Origin of the sequence: Sporomusa termitida, assembly GCF_007641255.1 — a bacterium.
Classification (GTDB): domain Bacteria; phylum Bacillota; class Negativicutes; order Sporomusales; family Sporomusaceae; genus Sporomusa; species Sporomusa termitida.
Genome location: NZ_CP036259.1, coordinates 260,317 through 278,536 on the forward strand (window position 1 = coordinate 260,317; position 18,220 = coordinate 278,536).

The window sequence follows — 18,220 nt, forward strand, 5'->3', positions numbered from 1 at the left end:
ATATCAAGTGGGGGCTGTTTTGCATTTGTTTTCGCATACTATCTATTTTAGTTATACTGAATATCTAAACTATCTATTTTACTTATAGTTTGTCTGTAGGTAAAATAATATTCAACTACTTTAGCTTCTGATAAAGAAACACGGCTTGCGCCGAGCCTTAGCGAAAGCGGATGCCGATGTTGCCAAAGTTATACTTTCTTACAGGGCAAGAAAGGTGGGCATAAGATGGCACTAAAATTAAAAGCGATAACCTGGCAATTGTGTGTACTGTCGTTAATTTCATTTACGGGGGATAGCATCGTTCAGTGGTTTCACCTGCCGCTGCCGGGCAGTGTTTTAGGTATAGCCATTTTATTTGCTTTATTAAGCCTGGGGATTGTCAAGGCAGCGCAATTGCAAATGGTCACCGGTTTTTTACTTAAGCATATGGCGTTCTTTTTTATACCCATTACCGTAGGCCTGATGAACTACTGGGATTTCTTTTGCGTTAATGGAATCGGATTGTTTGGATCAATGGCAGTGAGCTTGCTGATTGCATTTCTGGTTTTTAGGATAACCGGGCCAAAAGAGAAAAAGGGAGAATAAAGAAGATGGACTATATAACTACATTGTTACTGATTATACTGACTTTCGCGGCCTATTTGTTCAGCCGTTTTCTGTTTATGCGCTACCAAAACCCCTTGCTGAATGTAGTTATTATAAGCTCGGCATTCATTGTGGCCGTTCTGTTTACCCTGCATTTGCCTTATGCGGCTTACCGGCCGGGGAAGGAGATTATGACAATTCTACTGGGGCCGGCCACGGTTGCTTTGGCAGTGCCGTTATACAACAACCGGGCTGTTTTGCAGAAAAATCTTGTGACAGTGGTTGTGGGCGTTTGCCTGGCTTCCCTGTTGACTTCGCTGACGGCAATGGGTATTACCCGGCTGCTGGGGATGCCAAAGGATATCGTTGTTGCGATTGGTTCCAAGTCAGTTACCGCTCCCATTGCCGCCCAGGTGGCAGCGGTTAATGGCGGCGATCCGGAGATGGCGATCGCCTTTGTGGTCGTGACCGGCGCGTTAGGAGCCATTGCCGGACCAACGCTGTTAACATTATTGAAAATTACCAATCCAATCATTCGTGGCCTGGCCATGGGTACGACTGCCCACGGACAAGGGACTGCAACTGCTCTGATGGAGGGTGAACAGCAGGGAATGATGGCCGGCATCGGTATGACCTTGTCGGCGATAATCACATCAGCCTTGTTACCAATATTGATTTCCATATTGTGGCATAGCTGACAAAAAACATCAAAAAAATTGACACTGATGATATATACTAGCAATAGAAGCGAAAACATAACGGAGTGTGATGGATGCCTATGATGTGGATTTTATGTTTGCTTAACTTATCGGTAATTATTTATGTACTCAGTATTATTGCCAAACTGAAAGCCAGGGAGGAAGGTTAATACCGCAAATCCGTTTTACTGTGTTATGTGTAATAGCCAGTAAAACGGATTTTTGCTTAGGGGCGATAGTGTGGCTGTGTTGGGGTATTGGCAAAATTCAGCGGCTGTGTGTCAGTGAGGCGGCTGGTGTCTTGGCAATCCACTCCCGTTATTTGCCTTTTAGTAAACCTGCTACAAAAAGCGCATTATATTATTGTCGTAGAATTATTTCGATATATGCGACAAAATCATTTATCAAAAAAAGTTCTGAACCAGCAAAGTTGGCGCTTTTCTGAGAGAATGCCAAGAATGGTGCGAATATAGTTTGCAAGAAAAGAGTTGTATAATCTATAATACTGTTAAGTGTTAAGATGAGGAAAGTTGCTATGAGAGGAAGTCATGCTATGGAGTTCCCGGAGTTGGTTGATATCGCGAAATTACAGCAATTGCTTGATTCTATGTATGCTGTAACCGGAATACCTTCGGCAATTTTGGATAATCATTCTGTGGTTTTAATTGCCAGTGGCTGGCAGGATATATGCCAGAAATTCCACCGTGTTTTTCCTGAGACCGCGGCAAGATGCCATGATAGTGATCAGCGGATATACCAGCAGCTGCTGGCCGGGCAGTTTGCCGGCTACCGGTGTGAAAATGGCCTGATCGACTATGCCTGCCCGATTATCATTGAAGGCAGGCATTTAGCATCGCTTTTTGTCGGCCAGTTCTTCATGGAAAAGCCGGATGAAGAATTTTTCCGGAATCAGGCCCGGAGGTTTGGTTTTAAAGAGGACGAATATCTGGCCGCTTTGCACAAGGTACCGGTAATACCCCAAGAAAGCGTAGCCAGTATTATAGAATTTTTTTCGCAGCTCGCGTCAATAATTACTCATCTTTGTTATCAGGTGCTGCGCTCTAAAACCGCAATGAACTTTAAAGATACCTTGATGGAGGCTATCCCCAACCCGATTTTTTATAAAGATCAAAATGGCCGCTATCTTGGCTGTAATAAAGCCTTTACTGACTTAACCGGGTTGTCTAAGGCCGAGATTGTGGGCAAAACTGCAAGCGAAATTTTACCAATGTGTTACTCGGCGGAGGAGCAGGTACCGGAACCGGAACCGGAACCTGGCCGCCGGCCTCACACCTGTGAATGTGTGGTCCTCGATGCGGCCGGCGCGGTACGGAATGTTATTTTTAATAATGCCGTGTTTACTACTGGAGACGGGTCAAAGGGGTTAGTAGGCAGCATACTGGATATCACGGCCCATAAACAAATGGAGGCTAAACTTAAAGAAAGTGAAGAAAACTATCTTTTATTGTTCAAACATATGATAAATGGCTTTTTGTTTCTTCAGGCCACCCCCGGACTGGACGGCGCCTTGCCGGATTTTGTTATTCTTGATGTAAACGAAGGTTATGCCGAGATTATTGGCCAACCGAAAGCAGAAATCCTTGATCACAAGATAACTGATGTTTTACCATTTACTACCGCCGAGAATCCGGAATGGCTGTTCATTTTACACAGGGTTTTGCAGCACGGTGAGGCGACGTTGCTGGAACATTATTCAAAACAGTGTTTAAAGTGGCTGCGCCTCTCGATTTATAGCCCGAAACAGGGATATTTGGCCATTGTAGTATCTGATATAACCGGACAAAAGCGGAGTGAGGAGCAGGTCCAGCAGTATGCGTATCATGATCATCTGACAGGACTGCCTAACCGGCGTCTGTTGGATGACAGACTGTCGATTGCTATTGCCCGGGCGAAAAGGTCAGCTGAACAGATTGCCGTAATTTTTTTAGATCTGGATAATTTTAAGCCTGTTAACGATACCTACGGCCATGATGCAGGGGATGAGCTGCTTCAGCAACTGGCTAACCGGATCGTGAGTAATGTCCGGGAAGGAGATACGGTCTCACGGGTCGGCGGGGACGAGTTTGTTATTATTCTCCCTCAGATTAGAACAAAAGCAGAAGTTGAGCAGCTGGCCCTAAGACTGCTAGTCGTCTGCAGACAACCGTTTATGATCAGGAATCATGAAGTATTCGTCTCCGCGAGTATTGGAGTCAGTATGTTCCCTGATGACGGCATGGATATTGCTGATCTCATCAGGAGTGCTGACATTGCGATGTATCACTCGAAAAGAAATGGCCGGAATCAGGTCTGTTTCGTTCATGGCTGTTTGTAAGCCCGCGGGGTGTCAAGTGGATCACTGTGATGTAAAACATCACCAAGCTGCCCTGAGCTTTACTGGCGATAAAATGGTACCCCGCTTGTCCCTTAGGGAAAAATCTGAACAAAACACGATTGAACTGCCCTGGCGGTCAATCGTGCTTTTTCTAACCTTTTTCCTCAATTTACACGCTGCACCCGGAAAGACTGTATGAATGGCTGGCCAGCATGGAATTATATGAGGAGGACATATGGGAATGTTAGAAGGAGGTATATACCCTGGCACATATTCGCAAAATGCTCGTACGTACCTTCATTGCCAATTCCTTTAACCGGGATCTGATACTGCTTATTATTATCAGTGTGGCTATCGGGGCTTTCTTAGCCAGCTTAGTATCAATGGCGGCCAACTCTTACTTTTCCGAAACAATTTCGACCCTGGTTGGCGATTATGGTGAATTTGACGTGATTATCAATGTACGCGAAGAAATGAAAGCGGAGGGACGGGCGCAAATTGAAAAAGTGTTAGGCCAGGTCTATCCCGGCGCTCAATTAAAGGAGGGGCCGACCCTAACCGGCTTAACCAGTTTTTTTGTCGGGCTGCCGGCTGAATATAAGACAAAGCCAACCTATGAGGCGCTGAGTAATACCTTTGGCAGTGTTCCCGGCCGTTCCGGCATTAGTATTATGACCGAACCGCGCGTTACCGTTAAAGGTGTGCCGGAGGGTGCCAGAAATACTGTTATTGACCAGATCATGCCCATAGATGGGGTGTTATTTGCCTTTCGCGATGGCGGTTCAGTGACAGTAATTATTTCCACACTTGACAAATCAGCTTATGTTAACGATGAGGTTGAGAAGCTGCTTAAGCAATATCAGCTGATTGAGATTGCCTTTCCTGTCGGCAGTGAACCGGATAATCCGATCAGACTGGGTGAGCAAATTGCCGAAGGCATCCGCAACGACCAAGCAGTTGGTTTTGCCGAGAGCGTAGCTGCGGACACCAATAACAATGAAATGGTCTATTTGGTAAGTACCATGCTGGAACTAAAGCGTTTTCTTGCCGCTTATATTACCCAGGTTGCAGTTACACCGGCTGCGGGCGTTACCTTTACTCCCGGTGATATGATTGCTTTTCAGGGGACGGCTGCCAATGAGCCGGCAGCCGCAGGCACACCGGAGTCAGGCCATGTTCTAGTCCAGGTAACAGAGGTTGGCGGCGACGGTTTGGCAAAAGGGATGATTACGCAGGGCGATGGTAGCCAGATGACTAATAAACAGGGATATGTAGTTATCAACAATACGGTGGGGGGCCCGGCCGGTACAGCGTCGATTCATAATCCGCGACAACAGTTAGGGAATGCCCTTACGGAAACCGCCAAGCTTGTCGGACAGATTCCCGGGTTTGCTCAGGATGCTGAACAAATGACCGCTGTCGCCAGCAGTGCTCTTAACAACTATGGCAGCAGTCTTGGCGCTATTGATCAGACCCTGTCGGGTCTGGAGGGCGCCGGTGCCACTATTCAGGCGGCTACCAGCGGTTTGGCTAACATTAATACCAGCGGCATTCAGGCCCAGCTGGATAATTCCTCGCGGGCTCTGGGCGGACTTGTCGGGACATTTCAAGTAATTAAGGTGATAAGTCCTGATATTGCCACCTCAATCAATGAGTTAACAAATACCCAGCAAAACCTAAATAATCTGCGGGCCGGCTTAATCGAACTGGATAATGTAGCCGCCAATGCCCGGCAGGCCCGCACGGCAATTGATAATATAGTTGCCGATGGCCGCAGCACTGTAGCCACTCTGCGGGCCTTTGACGTGGATAGTGCCCGCCAGACCCTTAGTAACGCCAGTACCCATCTGGCTCAGGTTCAGCAGTTTGACACCCCCCTGATTGCGGCCCAGTTACAGGTATTGGGAACAGCGGTCCCTAATTTGCGGGATGATGAGATTAGCCGTTCCATAAAACTTCTCGATCAGGTCATTTCCGGGCAGGTGAGTCCCAGTCAGCGCATTCAGATCCTGACGAACGGCAATGTCAGTCCGGATTTTGTTTCCCCGGTTATTTATCGGGAAGTGGGTCATAATAATCTTTCTTTATATCAGTCTGAGCTGGGGATTGTCGAGCCTGATCCCCGGGCGGAGGTGATGACAATATTGATGCAGGTCAAAGCCATACTTGCCGGCATGATCGCGCTTATAGCCGCTGTTTTATTCCTGGTACTTGATCATACAGCCGTCATGTCTGTCATCCGCCGCCAACGATCAGCGAATACCGTGCAGGCCAAAGGCTGGCGCCGGTTTTTTCACTGCTTAAAAAATACCCTGACTGCCCCCGAGTGCCTGTACGGCATGGCGGTCGGCGCCACCCTGCTTACCAGTATGTTTATTTTGGCTGGCGGCGGCATTCCCTATCTGCCCTGGCTTGGTGTACCGCTGCTCGGGGCCTTGTTTGGGCTGCTTGTTGCCAATAATACAGAAAAGATCAGTCCGGTTGCTGTTGATGAAGTAACCGCAGGCGAAGCGCTGGGTCTGTCCTTTGATGAAGTTATGCGGGAGATTGTCATCCCCAATGGCCGCCCCGGCCTTCTCCAACAACTTAACCGGCGGAAAATGAAATTTAAATAAGCGGAGCGATGGGCATGCTTGCTATACATAATCTCTATAAACAGTTTGGCAATCTGATAGCGGTTAATGATCTCAGCCTTACTGTAAATAAAGGCAAAACAGTGGTACTCATGGGACCGTCAGGCTGTGGAAAATCCACCACGATCCGGGCGATAAACCGTCTGGTGGAACCTGACCGCGGTTCCATCATTCTGAATGGGGCCAATATCCTGTCTATGCAGCCTGACGAACTGCGCGATATTCGTAAGCGTATCGGCTTTGTATTTCAGCACTTTAATCTTATCGGTCGCTTAACAACAGCCGAGAATGTCATGCTCGGCCTGGTCATGAGCGGTATGGATAAAGAATTGGCAAGAGCGAAAGCCGTTGAGGCCCTGGACAAGGTTGGGCTTGAGCAGCATTTAGGCCATAAGCCGAGTGAGCTGTCCGGCGGGCAGCAGCAGCGGGTGGGCATTGCCAGAGCCCTGGCTTACGAACCGGAGCTTATGCTCTGGGATGAGCCGACCGCATCCCTGGACCCTATTCTGGTGCGCGAGGTATTAATTGTTATGGAGGAGCTGGCCCGCTATCGCGCGAGCACAATGCTTGTTGTAACGCACGAACTGCCGTTTGCCCTGCGTGTTGCCGATGAAATTGTCCTGATGGATCAAGGGTCCATTGTTGAGGTAGGTGCGCCGGCGCAGGTATTTGTTAAGCCTGTATCAGATATTGGTAAAAAATATAAAGAACTTATTGAATATCAGATGAATACCAGTGCCCAGAGCCTGGCCGGCAAGGCAGAGTGACAAAGTAAAAAGCACCATAGAACTGTTCGCATTCACAGTTCTTGGTGCTTTTTATTCCTCAACTGTTGGTATTTCCAGATGAATACTGCCTGGCGGTGTCCCAAATAGCGTGGCTATTAGTTTCTCGGCAATCTCCAGTTTATTCTTGATGATTGCCGGATCTGACTCATGTTCGAATTCTGCGGGAGAACTGGCTTCCAGTAAGGCGGCAATAATACCGGCAAAAAAAGCAAGGGTTTCATCCACATGCATCACATGGGTTACACCCTCCTGATTACCCTGTTCCAGGATGCTTCTAAAAAGCGGAGCCGCAATAATCTGCAGCTGACGCCAGAGTTTATTGATCAATTCACCTTGCTTTTCCCGGTATAAAACAGCAGCAATCAGGCCCGGTTCACCATCGTAGCACAGTTTATAGAAATGGCTGATAAGTAATTGTAATTTTTCCAGGACGGTTACGTTGTCAAGATGACAAGACTGAATGTGAGTGACCATATTTTTGGCATAGCGGGCAAAGATGGCTTCAAGGAGGGCGTCTTTTGATGCAAAGTAGTAATAAAAAGTGCCCTGGGCCACACTCACTTTTTTGACGATATCCTGGACGGTAGTTTTTTCATAACCTGAAGACAGAAATAACTCCAGGGCTGTATCCATTAACTCAGCCTGGCGCACCTGGGGATCCTTGGAAATCCTGGCAATCGGAAAACACCTCGCTTATACTGACTGATGTCAGTATAAATTGTAAATTAAAACAATTATGTTGTCAATGCGGCCGGCCACAAAAACTTATTCAGATTCGCTATTATACTAGTTTTAAGCGGAACAATGACAGGGATGATAAGCAATGGCCAAATAGCCGGTAGCGGCATTTTCCTGCACTGTGCAATCGATTTCATACACAGCGCGGATCAATTGGGAGGTAATAATTTTATTTGGCGGTCCGTAAGCCACAAGCGAGCCGGCTTTCATGACATACAATTTATCACAGTACATGGCTGCCAGGCTAAGATCATGCAAAGCGGCCAGTACGCCGATACCCAGTGACTTTACGATTGACAGCAGTTGCAGCTGATATTTAATGTCCAGATGGTTTGTTGGTTCATCCAGCACCAGTAGCTGCGGCTGCTGGGCCAGAGCCCTGGCTAATAGGATGCGTTGCTTTTCCCCGCCGGAGAGGGTGGCAAAACGGCGGTCGGCATAGTTGGCCATACCGACCTTACGCATGGCCGTTAACGCAATTTCATAATCTTCGGCATTATCTGTCCCCAGGAAGCCTTTATGAGGTGTGCGGCCGATAATAACCATTTCCCAAACGCTGAGATCGAAGTCCAGCTGATTAAATTGGCTGACTACCGCCGTTTTTTTAGCTGAATCTGCCAGCTTGATTTGCCTCAGATCCCGGCCATCAAGGAGAATTGCCCCGCAGTCAGGTTTTATAACCCGGTAGATGGTGCGCAGCAGGGTCGATTTGCCGCTGCCGTTGGGGCCGATAATACCAATAAATTCCCCCATTTTGGCATCAACTGAAACCTCGCTGATAATTTTTTTATTGTCTAAGGTCACACCGATGTTTTTTAGTGACAAATCCATGCTGTCCCTCCTGGTTTATGTTTTTGTATGAGGCTAGGCTATCTGGGAGGCGCACAAGCGGGCATAGAGGCCGTTGGCTGCCAGTAATTCGTCATGGCGGCCCTGCTCCACAATCCGGGCATTTTCGAGGACGATAATTTTATCGGCCCGGCGGACTGTGGACAGGCGATGGGCGATAACCACCAACGTACGGTTGCCGGCCAACTGCTGGATTGCCTGTTGAATTTTTGTTTCCGCTTCCAGGTCGACGGAGGCGGTTGCTTCGTCGAGGATCAGGATTGGTGTGTCACGGAGCAAGGCCCTGGCAATAGCCAGGCGTTGTTTTTGCCCACCCGATAAAAGCACGCCCCGTTCACCAATTAGTGTATCGTAGCCTTTGGGAAGCGAGATAATAAAATCGTGAATGTAGGCTTGTTTAGCAGCCCGGATAATGTCAGCCCGGGTTGCCGCCTGTTTGCCATAGGCAATATTTCCGGCGATGGAATCATTAAACAGGAAAACATCCTGGGGCACAACGCTGATCTGATCACGCAGCGAGGCCAGTGAAATATGGCGTAAATCGGTACCGTCTATAGTAACCTTGCCTGCTTCCGGGTCATAGAAGCGGGTAAGCAGTGCAGCCAGCGTAGTTTTACCTACACCTGTCGGGCCGACAAGCGCCACCATGCTGCCTGCCGGTATGTCAAAGGTAACATTATCCAATACCGGCGAGCGCTGGTCATAACAAAAGGTTACATTATGAAAGGCCAGATGGCCTGAGGTTGTCGCCAGGTTAATAGCATCCTGTTTATCCTGGATATCAGGTACTGCGTCCAGCAGGGAAAAAACACGCTTGGCGCCAACGGCAGCCTGCAGGAGGTTGTCGACGGAGGCAACCAGGGTGGCGATCGGAGCATAAAAGAGGCTTAGGTATAGTAAGAACCGGACAATATCGCCAATACTCAGCAGACCATCCAACGCCATAATACCGCCAAAGCCAACCACAATGACTGTGCCTATGGATAAAATGCTTTCCACTGTCGGATGATAGAGCCCGCCCAGCCAGACGACCCTCATAACTGCGTCCCGCCATTGATAGGTTTGATTGCTGAATAAGCGGGAAGCGCAGGCCTGCCTGCCGAACAGCTGGATTTCTTTTAAACCGGAGAGGTTATCCTGCAATACGGCATTCATGTCTCCTAGCCGGGCCTGGTGGTCGCTATAGGCAGGATAAATTCTTTTAGTATAATAGAGGCTGAAGACTACCATTAACGGAACAGGCGCGAAGGTTAACAGCGCCAGCCAGGGATTGATCAGCAGCAAGAGTATGGCGACCCCGAGCACAATGAGAACGCTGCTCAGGATGTTGGGAATAGCATGGGCAATAAGCAGTTCGAACTGGGCGGTGTCATTCAGTACCTGACTCATAATCTGGCCTGTTTGTTTATCGCTGTAAAAACGCAGGGATAATGTTTGCAAGTGGTTATACACTTTAACCCGCATTTCCGCAACAATATTCCAGGCAGCGTAATGGGCCCAATAATCACTGGCCAGGCGGAAAACGGCCCTGATCAGATAGGTTCCTGCCAGCAGGAAGGCCAGGTGCCGGACGGTAGCGATATCGGCTTTACTGAAATCCCCTGTCAGTAGGTCAATAAGCCGGCTAATTAAACTGGGGCCGATAAGGTTAATGGCTGTATAGCCGACAATGCCGATTACTGCCCCGGCCAGCTGCCAATAATATTTTTTGGCTTCATAGAGTAAACGCACAATACATCTCATAAGCATGTCTCTCCCTTTGCGTTGACGGCGTGGTTTTCCGGCTGTTATGCCGCGAACTAGAAAATTGGCTTTATTATTTGACTGACAACAGTCAGTCAAATAATAAAAAAATATATATACTGAAAACAATTATCAATAAGATTATAACCGTACTGCCAAATTTGGTCAATACAAAAATGAATCGCTAACGTTACTTTTTCACCGGCTGCACGTTTAAGTCTATAGAGAATTATGTTGAAAAGGGGATAACAATGACTAAATGCAAGCGTAAGGCATTTACAACTGTCACTTTGCTGCTGCTGCTGAGTTTTTTTGCCGGCTGCGCCAGCGGCCCCGGGCCGTTACCGGAGCAGGCACAGCAAGCTCCGGCCGAGAACGGAGCCAGCCGCGAGAAGGCGGTTATGGCTGAGTTTGATAAACTAACCAGCAAAAATAATGTCAGGGCGGAGGAAATCAGCGCATTTATCAATGCCAATCTAAACGCTGTTTCTCCGTCCGGCCTGTCGGTGATGCTGATGGCTCTTGAAAAAAATCAACAGCGTAATCTGCTTAAACTACAGGATAAGTACGCCGAGGAGGATGTTGTCCAGAAAACACTGGCGAAGGATTACGCCGGTGAATTAACCGACAATTATCTTAATGAGATCAAGGAAAAAACGGTAAGAGACCTGTTAATTTCTACTAAAAACAATGGATACAAAATTGAAACGGCAGAGGGCTTCTTTTTTCCGGTAATCGACTATTCTTTGTATAAGCAGTACCGGCAAAAGGTAACGCCGGACATGACTGCCTATCTTGATCTCATGGCTGTGGAATCAGGCCAAACACCGATTAAGGATGCTGCTCTCGTCATTGGCTGGCAGGAAATTTTACGGCGGTCCCTTAAGCAAGAACAATTTATCAAAGAATATGGCAACTCTGCCAAAAGTGAAGATGTCAGACAACTGCTTAAACGTTACCTTGCCTTTACGCTCTATGGCGCAAATAATACACCGCTATTTGGCTATGAAGACAGGAAAATGATGCCGGCAGCCAAAAAAGCATATCTTGAAACTGAATTTAATGCTGACAATGGGGCGTTCTCTAAGCTGATGCAGGAATACCTGACAGTTTTACAGAAAAATGACTTTACCTTAACCCCGGAAGTAGATGAATACAGAAAAAAGGCAGAAGCTGAGTTTCAGTAGTGTAGTTTGTTACCTGCAGCTGCATCCGCATAGCCGGGTGCAGCTGTTTTTCGTATCGGGCCGAACGAATTTATTAACCTATGCAGGTAAATGTCGAATAATATCGAAAAACTGAAAATAATGATTATATTGATGAGGACTGGAGGAATGTGAATGGGCCGTGGCAGCGAAGATGCCAAGCAAGCACCCAGCGAGTTGGATTCCAGCAAAGAACTGCTTAAAGAATTAGGAGCAATCATCAGATCTTCCTATGATGGTATGTTTATTACCGACGGTGATGGTGTTGTATTGCGCTTAAATGATGCTTATGAGCGGATTACAGGCATTAAGGCCAGTGAAATTATGGGTAAGAATATGAAATGTCTGGTGGAAGCAGGCTATTTTGACGAATCAGTGACTTTGCATGTTATCGAAAAACGCACAACAATTACTATTAATCAGACAGTAAAAAAAGACCGTAAGATTTTAGTCACAGGCACACCCCTGTTTGATGAGCAGGGCAAATTATTCCGGGTTGTGACCAATGTACGCGACATTACCGAATTAGTCCAACTGCAAAACCAGCTCCTTAAAACAAAAGCGCAAACCCTGAAATACAAAACAGAATTATCCCATTTGCGGGCCATGCATATTCAAAATCATGAAATGGTTACCCGGAGCCCTAAGATGGCAAGGGTTATCGAGCTGTCCATGAAAATTGCCGATGTGGATTCCAATGTGCTGATTACCGGCGAGTCCGGTACCGGTAAAGAGTTAATCGCCAAGCTGATTCACAAACATGGCAAAACCACTGCCCGTCCTTTTATAAAAATAAATTGTGCTGCCATTCCGGAACAACTGCTGGAGTCGGAATTGTTCGGGTATGAGGGCGGGGCGTTTACAGGTGCCAAAAAAGAAGGGAAGCCCGGCCTGTTTGAGCTGGCTCATAACGGGACACTGTTTCTGGATGAGGTGGGGGATCTGCCGCTCTTATTACAGGTAAAACTGTTACGGGCGATTCAGGAAAAAGAGATTATGCGCGTGGGGAGTACCCGGTCCATTACGGTTAATGCCCGGATTATTGCCGCAACCCACCGGGATATCGCCAAAATGATCCAGCATGGAACCTTCCGGGAGGATTTGTATTACCGGCTGATGGTTGTACCGATCAACCTGCCGCCGCTGCGGGAACGCAAAGAAGATGTACCGTTGCTGATCATGCACTTTATCGAAAAGTTCAATAAGCATTTTGGCTACAATAAGCGGATTTTGCCGGAAGTGATTGACAAGCTGGTGGAATACAGCTGGCCCGGCAATGTCCGCGAACTGGAGAACGTAATTGAGCGGATGATGGTAACCGCCGCCGGGGAAGCGCTTACTGCGGATCTGGTGCCGGAAACCATCTGGAACAAAAATTTTCTGCCCAAAAAGGGGACAAAACTCAAGGAGGCTGTCGCCCAAACCGAGGCCTACCTGCTTACCGAATGCTACAAAGAATACCGGTCCTGGCAAAAGGTGGCTGAGGTACTGGGGATTGACAGAACGACCGTCTTTCGCAAGGCGGTCCGATATGGCCTGGAAAAAAAATAATGTTGCAAAAATGCAATAGATGCAATGATGCACAAACCAGCCTGTTAAAGAAATGAATGCTATTAACAGGCTTTTTTGTTGCATTTTTGCAATAGTGCCTGAATATGTCGCAACAGTCGAATATATAGGAAAAATGGGAATAATGCTGCTTTTCGATCTCTTGGCATGAATCCTGCAATATAAAGTGAGTGCTGGCATTAAAAGCTCAATGCAAAGGAGGTTGGGGTTACAAGCGCAGAGTGGTGCTAATTCAGGTACATTATTTTCTCTGTAAAATAGGTTGAGGAGGTAAGCTATGAGCTGGTTAGGTCCAAGGTATCAACGTAAATTCGGTGAGGTTCAGCCTTATATCCCGCTTGGTCCGTTTCAGTTACGATTTCCCTTTATTCATTACCGGTTTGAAATACCGGATTTTATTCAGGGTCTGCTCATGTGCGCAGTGTGCCTGGGTATCATTCCGGTATTGCAGGAATATCTGGGGATGCCCTTTGAGATTGCCATTACTGTTGTTATTTTAAACGGATTCTTCTATTTATGGCATGCTCACCTGGGCGATCCGGTTATCCCGGGCTGGATTACCCCGGCGGTGCCCCTGCTGCTGCTGTGGCTCAAAACCTTCCCGGAGGGGGTTGCCAGGATGCATGCGCTGATTGCTTTTGAAATGGAGCTGGGTATTTTTGCCCTGCTGCTGGGAGCAACCGGACTGGCGAAGAAGTTTGTCGATATTGTCCCTGATGCGCTGAAGGCGGGGATTTTAATCGGGGCCGGTGTGGCGGCTGTCCGGCTGGTTTTTGAAACAGGGGGACGGTTTGACGCTTATCCCTGGACAATTACCATCGCCATTGGCTTTGCTTTTTACATTTTGTTTTCCAATCATTTCAAAACCTTACGCAATAAACATGTATTCTTTAAATACCTTTCCGATTTAGGCTTAATGCCCTCGCTGGTGCTGGCCATCATCGTTGCACCACTGGTGGGAGAGCTGCCCTGGCCCACTATTACCTGGGGCATTACAGTGCCGCAGTTTTATACACTGTTCACAGAGTGGACACCTTTTGCCGCCAATATCGGCTGGCCCCCGCTCAGCCTGTACTTAAGTGCGTTTCCGCTGGTGGCAGCCACCTATGTTGTCCTGTTCGGTGAGCTGATTCAGGCCGAAGCCCTGATTGACGAAGCCCGGGAGTTCCGTCACGGGGATGAAAATGTGCATTATGATGCCAATCGCAATAACATTATCTGCGGTATCCGTAATATCAGCATGTCAATGCTGGGGCCGGATTTATCGATGTGCGGCCCGCTCTGGGCGGCCATGCAGGTGGTAACCTGTGAACGGTACAAACATGGCCGGGAAGCAATGGACAGTTTGTTCGGCGGGGTAGCGTCCTTCCGACTGGGAACCTTCGCCAGCTACTTTTTGATGCCGATCGTTACCCTGGTTAAGCCGATTCTGCCGATTTCCCTGTCACTCACCATGCTGGTCCAGGGTTATGTGGCGATCCGGGTAGGGGTATTGAAGGCCCGCACCTTTAATGACCTGGGGGTTGCCGGTATTGTTGGCTCAGTGCTGATTTCCCGCGGTGCCGCTTATGCCTTTGGCGTTGGTGTTGTGCTGTGCCTGCTGATTTATGGCAAGGACTTCATTCGCGACTGGTCCACTTATGATACAACCAAAGACCCGGTATTTAACAAACGGTCTGAGGGTGAATAGGCAGTAATGCCACAAATAATTAATTTTAGGAGGATTTAACAATGGCTTTAAAAACAGCTGCTCAGTATGAAGAAAGTTTACGGAAATTGAATTTTAAGGTTTACCTGCAGGGAGAGCTTGTAGAAAAACCGGTTGATCATCCAATCATCAGACCATCAATGAATTCAGTGAAAATGACCTATGAACTGGCTCAGGACCCGCAGTACGAGGAGCTTATGACGGCTACTTCCCATCTAACCGGTAAGAAAGTTAACCGCTTCTGTCATTTGCACCAAAGCAGCGATGATCTGGTGAAAAAGGTAAAGATGCAGCGGCTGCTGGGCCAAAAAACAGCCGCCTGTTTTCAGCGTTGCGTGGGGATGGATGCGATCAACGCTGTTGACAGTGTTACTTTTGAAATGGATCAAAAATTAGGTAGCAATTACCATGAACGTTTTAATAAATTTCTGCTGCAAATGCAGGAGGAAGACTGGACGGTGGATGGGGCCATGACCGATCCCAAAGGGGACCGGAGCCTGTCGCCAAGCAAGCAGGTTGATCCTGATTTATTTGTGCACATTGTTGAAAAACGAGCAGACGGCATTATCGTTTCCGGGGCCAAGGCCCATCAAACCGGCGCGATTAACTCTCACTGGATATTAGTTATGCCCACTATCGCCATGGGTAAAGACGATGTTGATTATGCTGTTTCCTTCTGTGCTCCGGCCGATGCCCAGGGAATATTCTATATTTACGGCCGGCAGTCCTGCGATACCCGCAAACTGGAAGGCGGCGACATTGATGTAGGCAACAAGCAGTTTGGCGGCCATGAAGCCCTGATGGTTTTTGATCATGTATTCATCCCCTGGGACAATGTCTTTATGTGCGGGGAGTTTGAATTCAGCGGCGCTCTGGTAGAACGGTTTGCGGGCTATCACCGCCAGAGTTATGGCGGTTGTAAGGTTGGGGTTGGTGACGTCCTCATCGGTGCTGCCGCGCTGGCTGCCGATTATAATGGGGCCAACAAAGCCTCGCATGTCAAAGACAAGCTGATTGAGATGATGCATTTGAACGAAACCCTGTATGCCTGCGGCATTGCCTGTTCGGCTGAAGGCCATAAAACAGCTTCCGGCAATTATATCATTGATCTGTTACTGGCCAATGTCTGCAAACAGAATGTTACCCGTTTCCCCTATGAGATTGCCCGCCTGGCGGAAGATATTGCCGGCGGCCTGATGGTGACCATGCCATCGGAAAAGGACCTGCGCAGTCCGGAAATCGGCAAGGTGGTTGAGAAGTATTTCCGCGGGGTTGCCGGCGTATCCACCGAGAACCGCATGCGTATCCTGCGCCTGATTGAAAACATCACCCTGGGTACGGCCGCCGTCGGCTACCGGACAGAATCAATGCATGGCGCCGGTTCGCCGCAGGCTCAGCGGATCATGATTGCCCGCCAGGGAAATCTGGAACAGAAAAAAGAACTGGCAAAATCCATCGCCGGAATTGTGCAAAAATAATGCAGGCACTGCAACAGGCAATTGCAGCCAGGGTGCGGCCGGTACTGGCTGCCCACGGCGGGGATATTGAGATTGTGAATATAACAACCGACGGGTTTGTAAAGGTAAGGCTTACCGGGGCATGTGCAAACTGCCCCGGGGCCCGGCAAACCATTGCTGAGGTGGTTGAAGCAGCCTGTAAGGAAGCCTGCCCGGAGATAGAGGGAGTTATTCCGGTGCATCAGGTGAGCGATGGTCTGATTCAGGAAGCGCTCCGGCTACTGCGCCATGACAAAACCTGACAGGAATGATCGGTATATTGGTATTGTCTTCTGCGGCGGCTGCAACCCCCGGATTGACCGGGGGAAAATTGCGGCCGGGATACAGGCTGCCCTGGAGGCAGACGGCTGCCGGGTTGCAATTAATTCAACCGCGGTTGACTATATCATCTATTTAAGCGGCTGTACGGCCAACTGTGCGTTAAAGTATACCTGCGGCACAGCTCCGGCTACGGTAGTTGCGGCGGCGACGATCGATACCGCGGTGGTGGCAGCAGGGGATCTGGTCACTGAAATTGTGACGAAGGTGAGGAGTTTCTATGAACAACTGGAGAGACAGGTATCAGAATAAAATTGTCGCAGCCGGACAGGCATTAGAAAATATTCAATCAGGAGACCGGGTGGTTACCGGCCATGCCTGCGGGGAGCCGGGGGCGCTGGTCGAAGCCCTGGTGGCCCGGGCCCCGGAACTAAACAATGTTGAAATTGTGCATATGGTGGCCATGGGGCCGGCTAAATATGCGCAGCCGGGCATGGAGAAAAGTTTTCGGCATAATGCCCTGTTTGTCGGTGGTACAACCAGAAAAGCGGTGGAAGAAAGGCGGGCCGACTTTACCCCTTGCTTTTTCTCTGAGATTCCCCGGCTTTTCCGCGACGGCATTTTACCGGTAGATGTAGCTTTGATTCAGGTAGCACCGCCTGATGCCGACGGGTATTGCAGCTATGGTGTGTCGGCCGATTATACTAAGCCGGCCGCCGAGAGTGCCCGGCTGGTCATTGCCCAGCTAAACAAAAATGTGCCGCGCACCGGCGGTGCCCGGATTCATTTAGATGCCATTAATCTGATTGTGGAGCAGGATGCGCCGCTGATTGAGCTGCCGCCGCCGAAAATTGGCGATGTGGAAAAGGCCATCGGCGAGAATGTGGCCCGGCTAATTCCCGACGGTGCCACCCTGCAGCTGGGGATTGGCGCTATTCCGGATGCGGTGCTGCTTTTTCTGACCAATAAAAAAGATCTTGGTATCCATTCGGAGATGTTCTCGGACGGAGTGGTGGTGCTGGCTGAAGCCGGGGTCATTACCAACCGGAAAAAAACCATTAACACCGGTAAATTTATGGCTGCTTTCCTGATGGGGACCAGAAAACTATACGACTTTGTCGATAATAACCCGGCAGTGGAGCTGCACTCGGTAGATTATATTAACGATCCCTACATTATTGGTCAGCATGACAGCATGATTTCGATTAACTCTGCCTTACAGGTGGACCTGATGGGCCAGGTCAATGCCGAGATGATTGGCTCCCGACAGTTCAGCGGGGTGGGCGGACAGGTTGATTTTATCCGGGGCGCCAGCTGCTCGCTCCAGGGCCGGTCTATTATTGCCTTGCCCTCAACTGCCGCCGGCGGAAAAATATCCCGGATTGCCAGTGAACTCGACCGGGGCGCTGCGGTAACCACCTCACGCAATGACGTACATTATGTTGTCACCGAATACGGTGTGGCTGAGTTGCGCGGCAAAACCCTCAGAGAACGGGCTCAGGCCCTGATTGCTATCAGTCATCCCGATTTCCGCAGCAGTCTAACGTCAGCTGCCGCAGCCAGAGGTCTCATTTAATCAGCTCCCATTTTAATG

Annotated in this window: 15 protein-coding genes; 12 read left to right on the forward strand and 3 right to left on the reverse strand. The window is 48.7% G+C overall.

What is annotated here, in order from left to right; genetic code table 11:
* Positions 1-225: 225 nt before the first annotated feature.
* The 5 genes from SPTER_RS01255 (at position 226) to SPTER_RS01275 (ending at position 7,018) form a co-directional block, all read left to right on the forward strand.
* Positions 226-585 carry a CidA/LrgA family protein gene (locus tag SPTER_RS01255; RefSeq protein ID WP_144348697.1) on the forward strand — a complete coding sequence of 120 codons (360 nt, stop codon included), beginning with the start codon at positions 226-228 and terminating at the stop codon, positions 583-585.
* Positions 586-590: 5 nt separating this feature from the next.
* Positions 591-1,283 carry an LrgB family protein gene (locus tag SPTER_RS01260; protein ID WP_144348698.1) on the forward strand — a complete coding sequence of 231 codons (693 nt, stop codon included), beginning with the start codon at positions 591-593 and terminating at the stop codon, positions 1,281-1,283.
* 535 nt (positions 1,284-1,818) lie between these two features.
* Complete coding sequence (locus SPTER_RS01265; RefSeq protein ID WP_170233093.1) at positions 1,819-3,618, forward strand: diguanylate cyclase domain-containing protein; 1,800 nt, start codon at positions 1,819-1,821, stop codon at positions 3,616-3,618.
* A 281-nt stretch (positions 3,619-3,899) separates the two neighbouring features.
* Complete coding sequence (locus SPTER_RS01270; RefSeq protein ID WP_144348700.1) at positions 3,900-6,233, forward strand: hypothetical protein; 2,334 nt, start codon at positions 3,900-3,902, stop codon at positions 6,231-6,233.
* 14 nt (positions 6,234-6,247) lie between these two features.
* Positions 6,248-7,018, forward strand: a complete 771-nt coding sequence (locus SPTER_RS01275; protein ID WP_144348701.1) for an amino acid ABC transporter ATP-binding protein — start codon at positions 6,248-6,250, stop codon at positions 7,016-7,018.
* Positions 7,019-7,069: 51 nt separating this feature from the next.
* On the opposite strand, the gene SPTER_RS01280 is transcribed toward SPTER_RS01275, so the two are convergent.
* The 3 genes from SPTER_RS01280 to SPTER_RS01290 form a co-directional block, all read right to left on the reverse strand.
* On the reverse strand, positions 7,070-7,672 hold the full coding sequence (locus SPTER_RS01280) for a TetR/AcrR family transcriptional regulator (protein WP_246105437.1): 603 nt from the start codon (positions 7,670-7,672) through the stop codon (positions 7,070-7,072).
* Positions 7,673-7,831: 159 nt separating this feature from the next.
* Positions 7,832-8,608, reverse strand: coding sequence for an ABC transporter ATP-binding protein (locus tag SPTER_RS01285; RefSeq protein WP_144348703.1), 777 nt, complete (start codon positions 8,606-8,608; stop codon positions 7,832-7,834).
* Between the two features lie 33 nt (positions 8,609-8,641).
* On the reverse strand, positions 8,642-10,369 hold the full coding sequence (locus SPTER_RS01290; RefSeq protein WP_144348704.1) for an ABC transporter ATP-binding protein: 1,728 nt from the start codon (positions 10,367-10,369) through the stop codon (positions 8,642-8,644).
* A gap of 251 nt (positions 10,370-10,620) precedes the next feature.
* Here SPTER_RS01290 and SPTER_RS01295 point away from each other — a divergent pair, with 251 nt between their 5' ends.
* From SPTER_RS01295 to SPTER_RS01325, 7 genes are all read left to right on the forward strand, one after another.
* Positions 10,621-11,556 (forward strand): hypothetical protein, encoded by a 936-nt coding sequence (locus tag SPTER_RS01295; RefSeq protein WP_144348705.1) that lies wholly within the window; start codon positions 10,621-10,623, stop codon positions 11,554-11,556.
* A 153-nt stretch (positions 11,557-11,709) separates the two neighbouring features.
* The gene (locus SPTER_RS01300; RefSeq protein ID WP_144348706.1) at positions 11,710-13,125 is read left to right on the forward strand and encodes a sigma-54 interaction domain-containing protein; all 1,416 of its coding nucleotides are present in this window, start codon (positions 11,710-11,712) and stop codon (positions 13,123-13,125) included.
* 295 nt (positions 13,126-13,420) lie between these two features.
* Entirely contained in the window at positions 13,421-14,833 is a 1,413-nt protein-coding gene (locus SPTER_RS01305) for a hypothetical protein (RefSeq protein WP_144348707.1), read from the forward strand.
* A 41-nt stretch (positions 14,834-14,874) separates the two neighbouring features.
* Positions 14,875-16,329: a 4-hydroxyphenylacetate 3-hydroxylase family protein gene (locus tag SPTER_RS01310; RefSeq protein ID WP_144348708.1), complete on the forward strand. Its 1,455-nt coding sequence runs from the start codon at positions 14,875-14,877 to the stop codon at positions 16,327-16,329.
* Positions 16,329-16,610, forward strand: coding sequence for a NifU family protein (locus SPTER_RS01315; protein WP_144348709.1), 282 nt, complete (start codon positions 16,329-16,331; stop codon positions 16,608-16,610). The genes SPTER_RS01310 and SPTER_RS01315 overlap by 1 nt, the downstream gene beginning before the upstream one ends.
* Complete coding sequence (locus SPTER_RS01320) at positions 16,597-16,938, forward strand: hypothetical protein (RefSeq protein WP_144348710.1); 342 nt, start codon at positions 16,597-16,599, stop codon at positions 16,936-16,938. The genes SPTER_RS01315 and SPTER_RS01320 overlap by 14 nt, the downstream gene beginning before the upstream one ends.
* Entirely contained in the window at positions 16,907-18,202 is a 1,296-nt protein-coding gene (locus SPTER_RS01325; protein ID WP_144348711.1) for an acetyl-CoA hydrolase/transferase family protein, read from the forward strand. The genes SPTER_RS01320 and SPTER_RS01325 overlap by 32 nt, the downstream gene beginning before the upstream one ends.
* Positions 18,203-18,220: the final 18 nt, after the last annotated feature.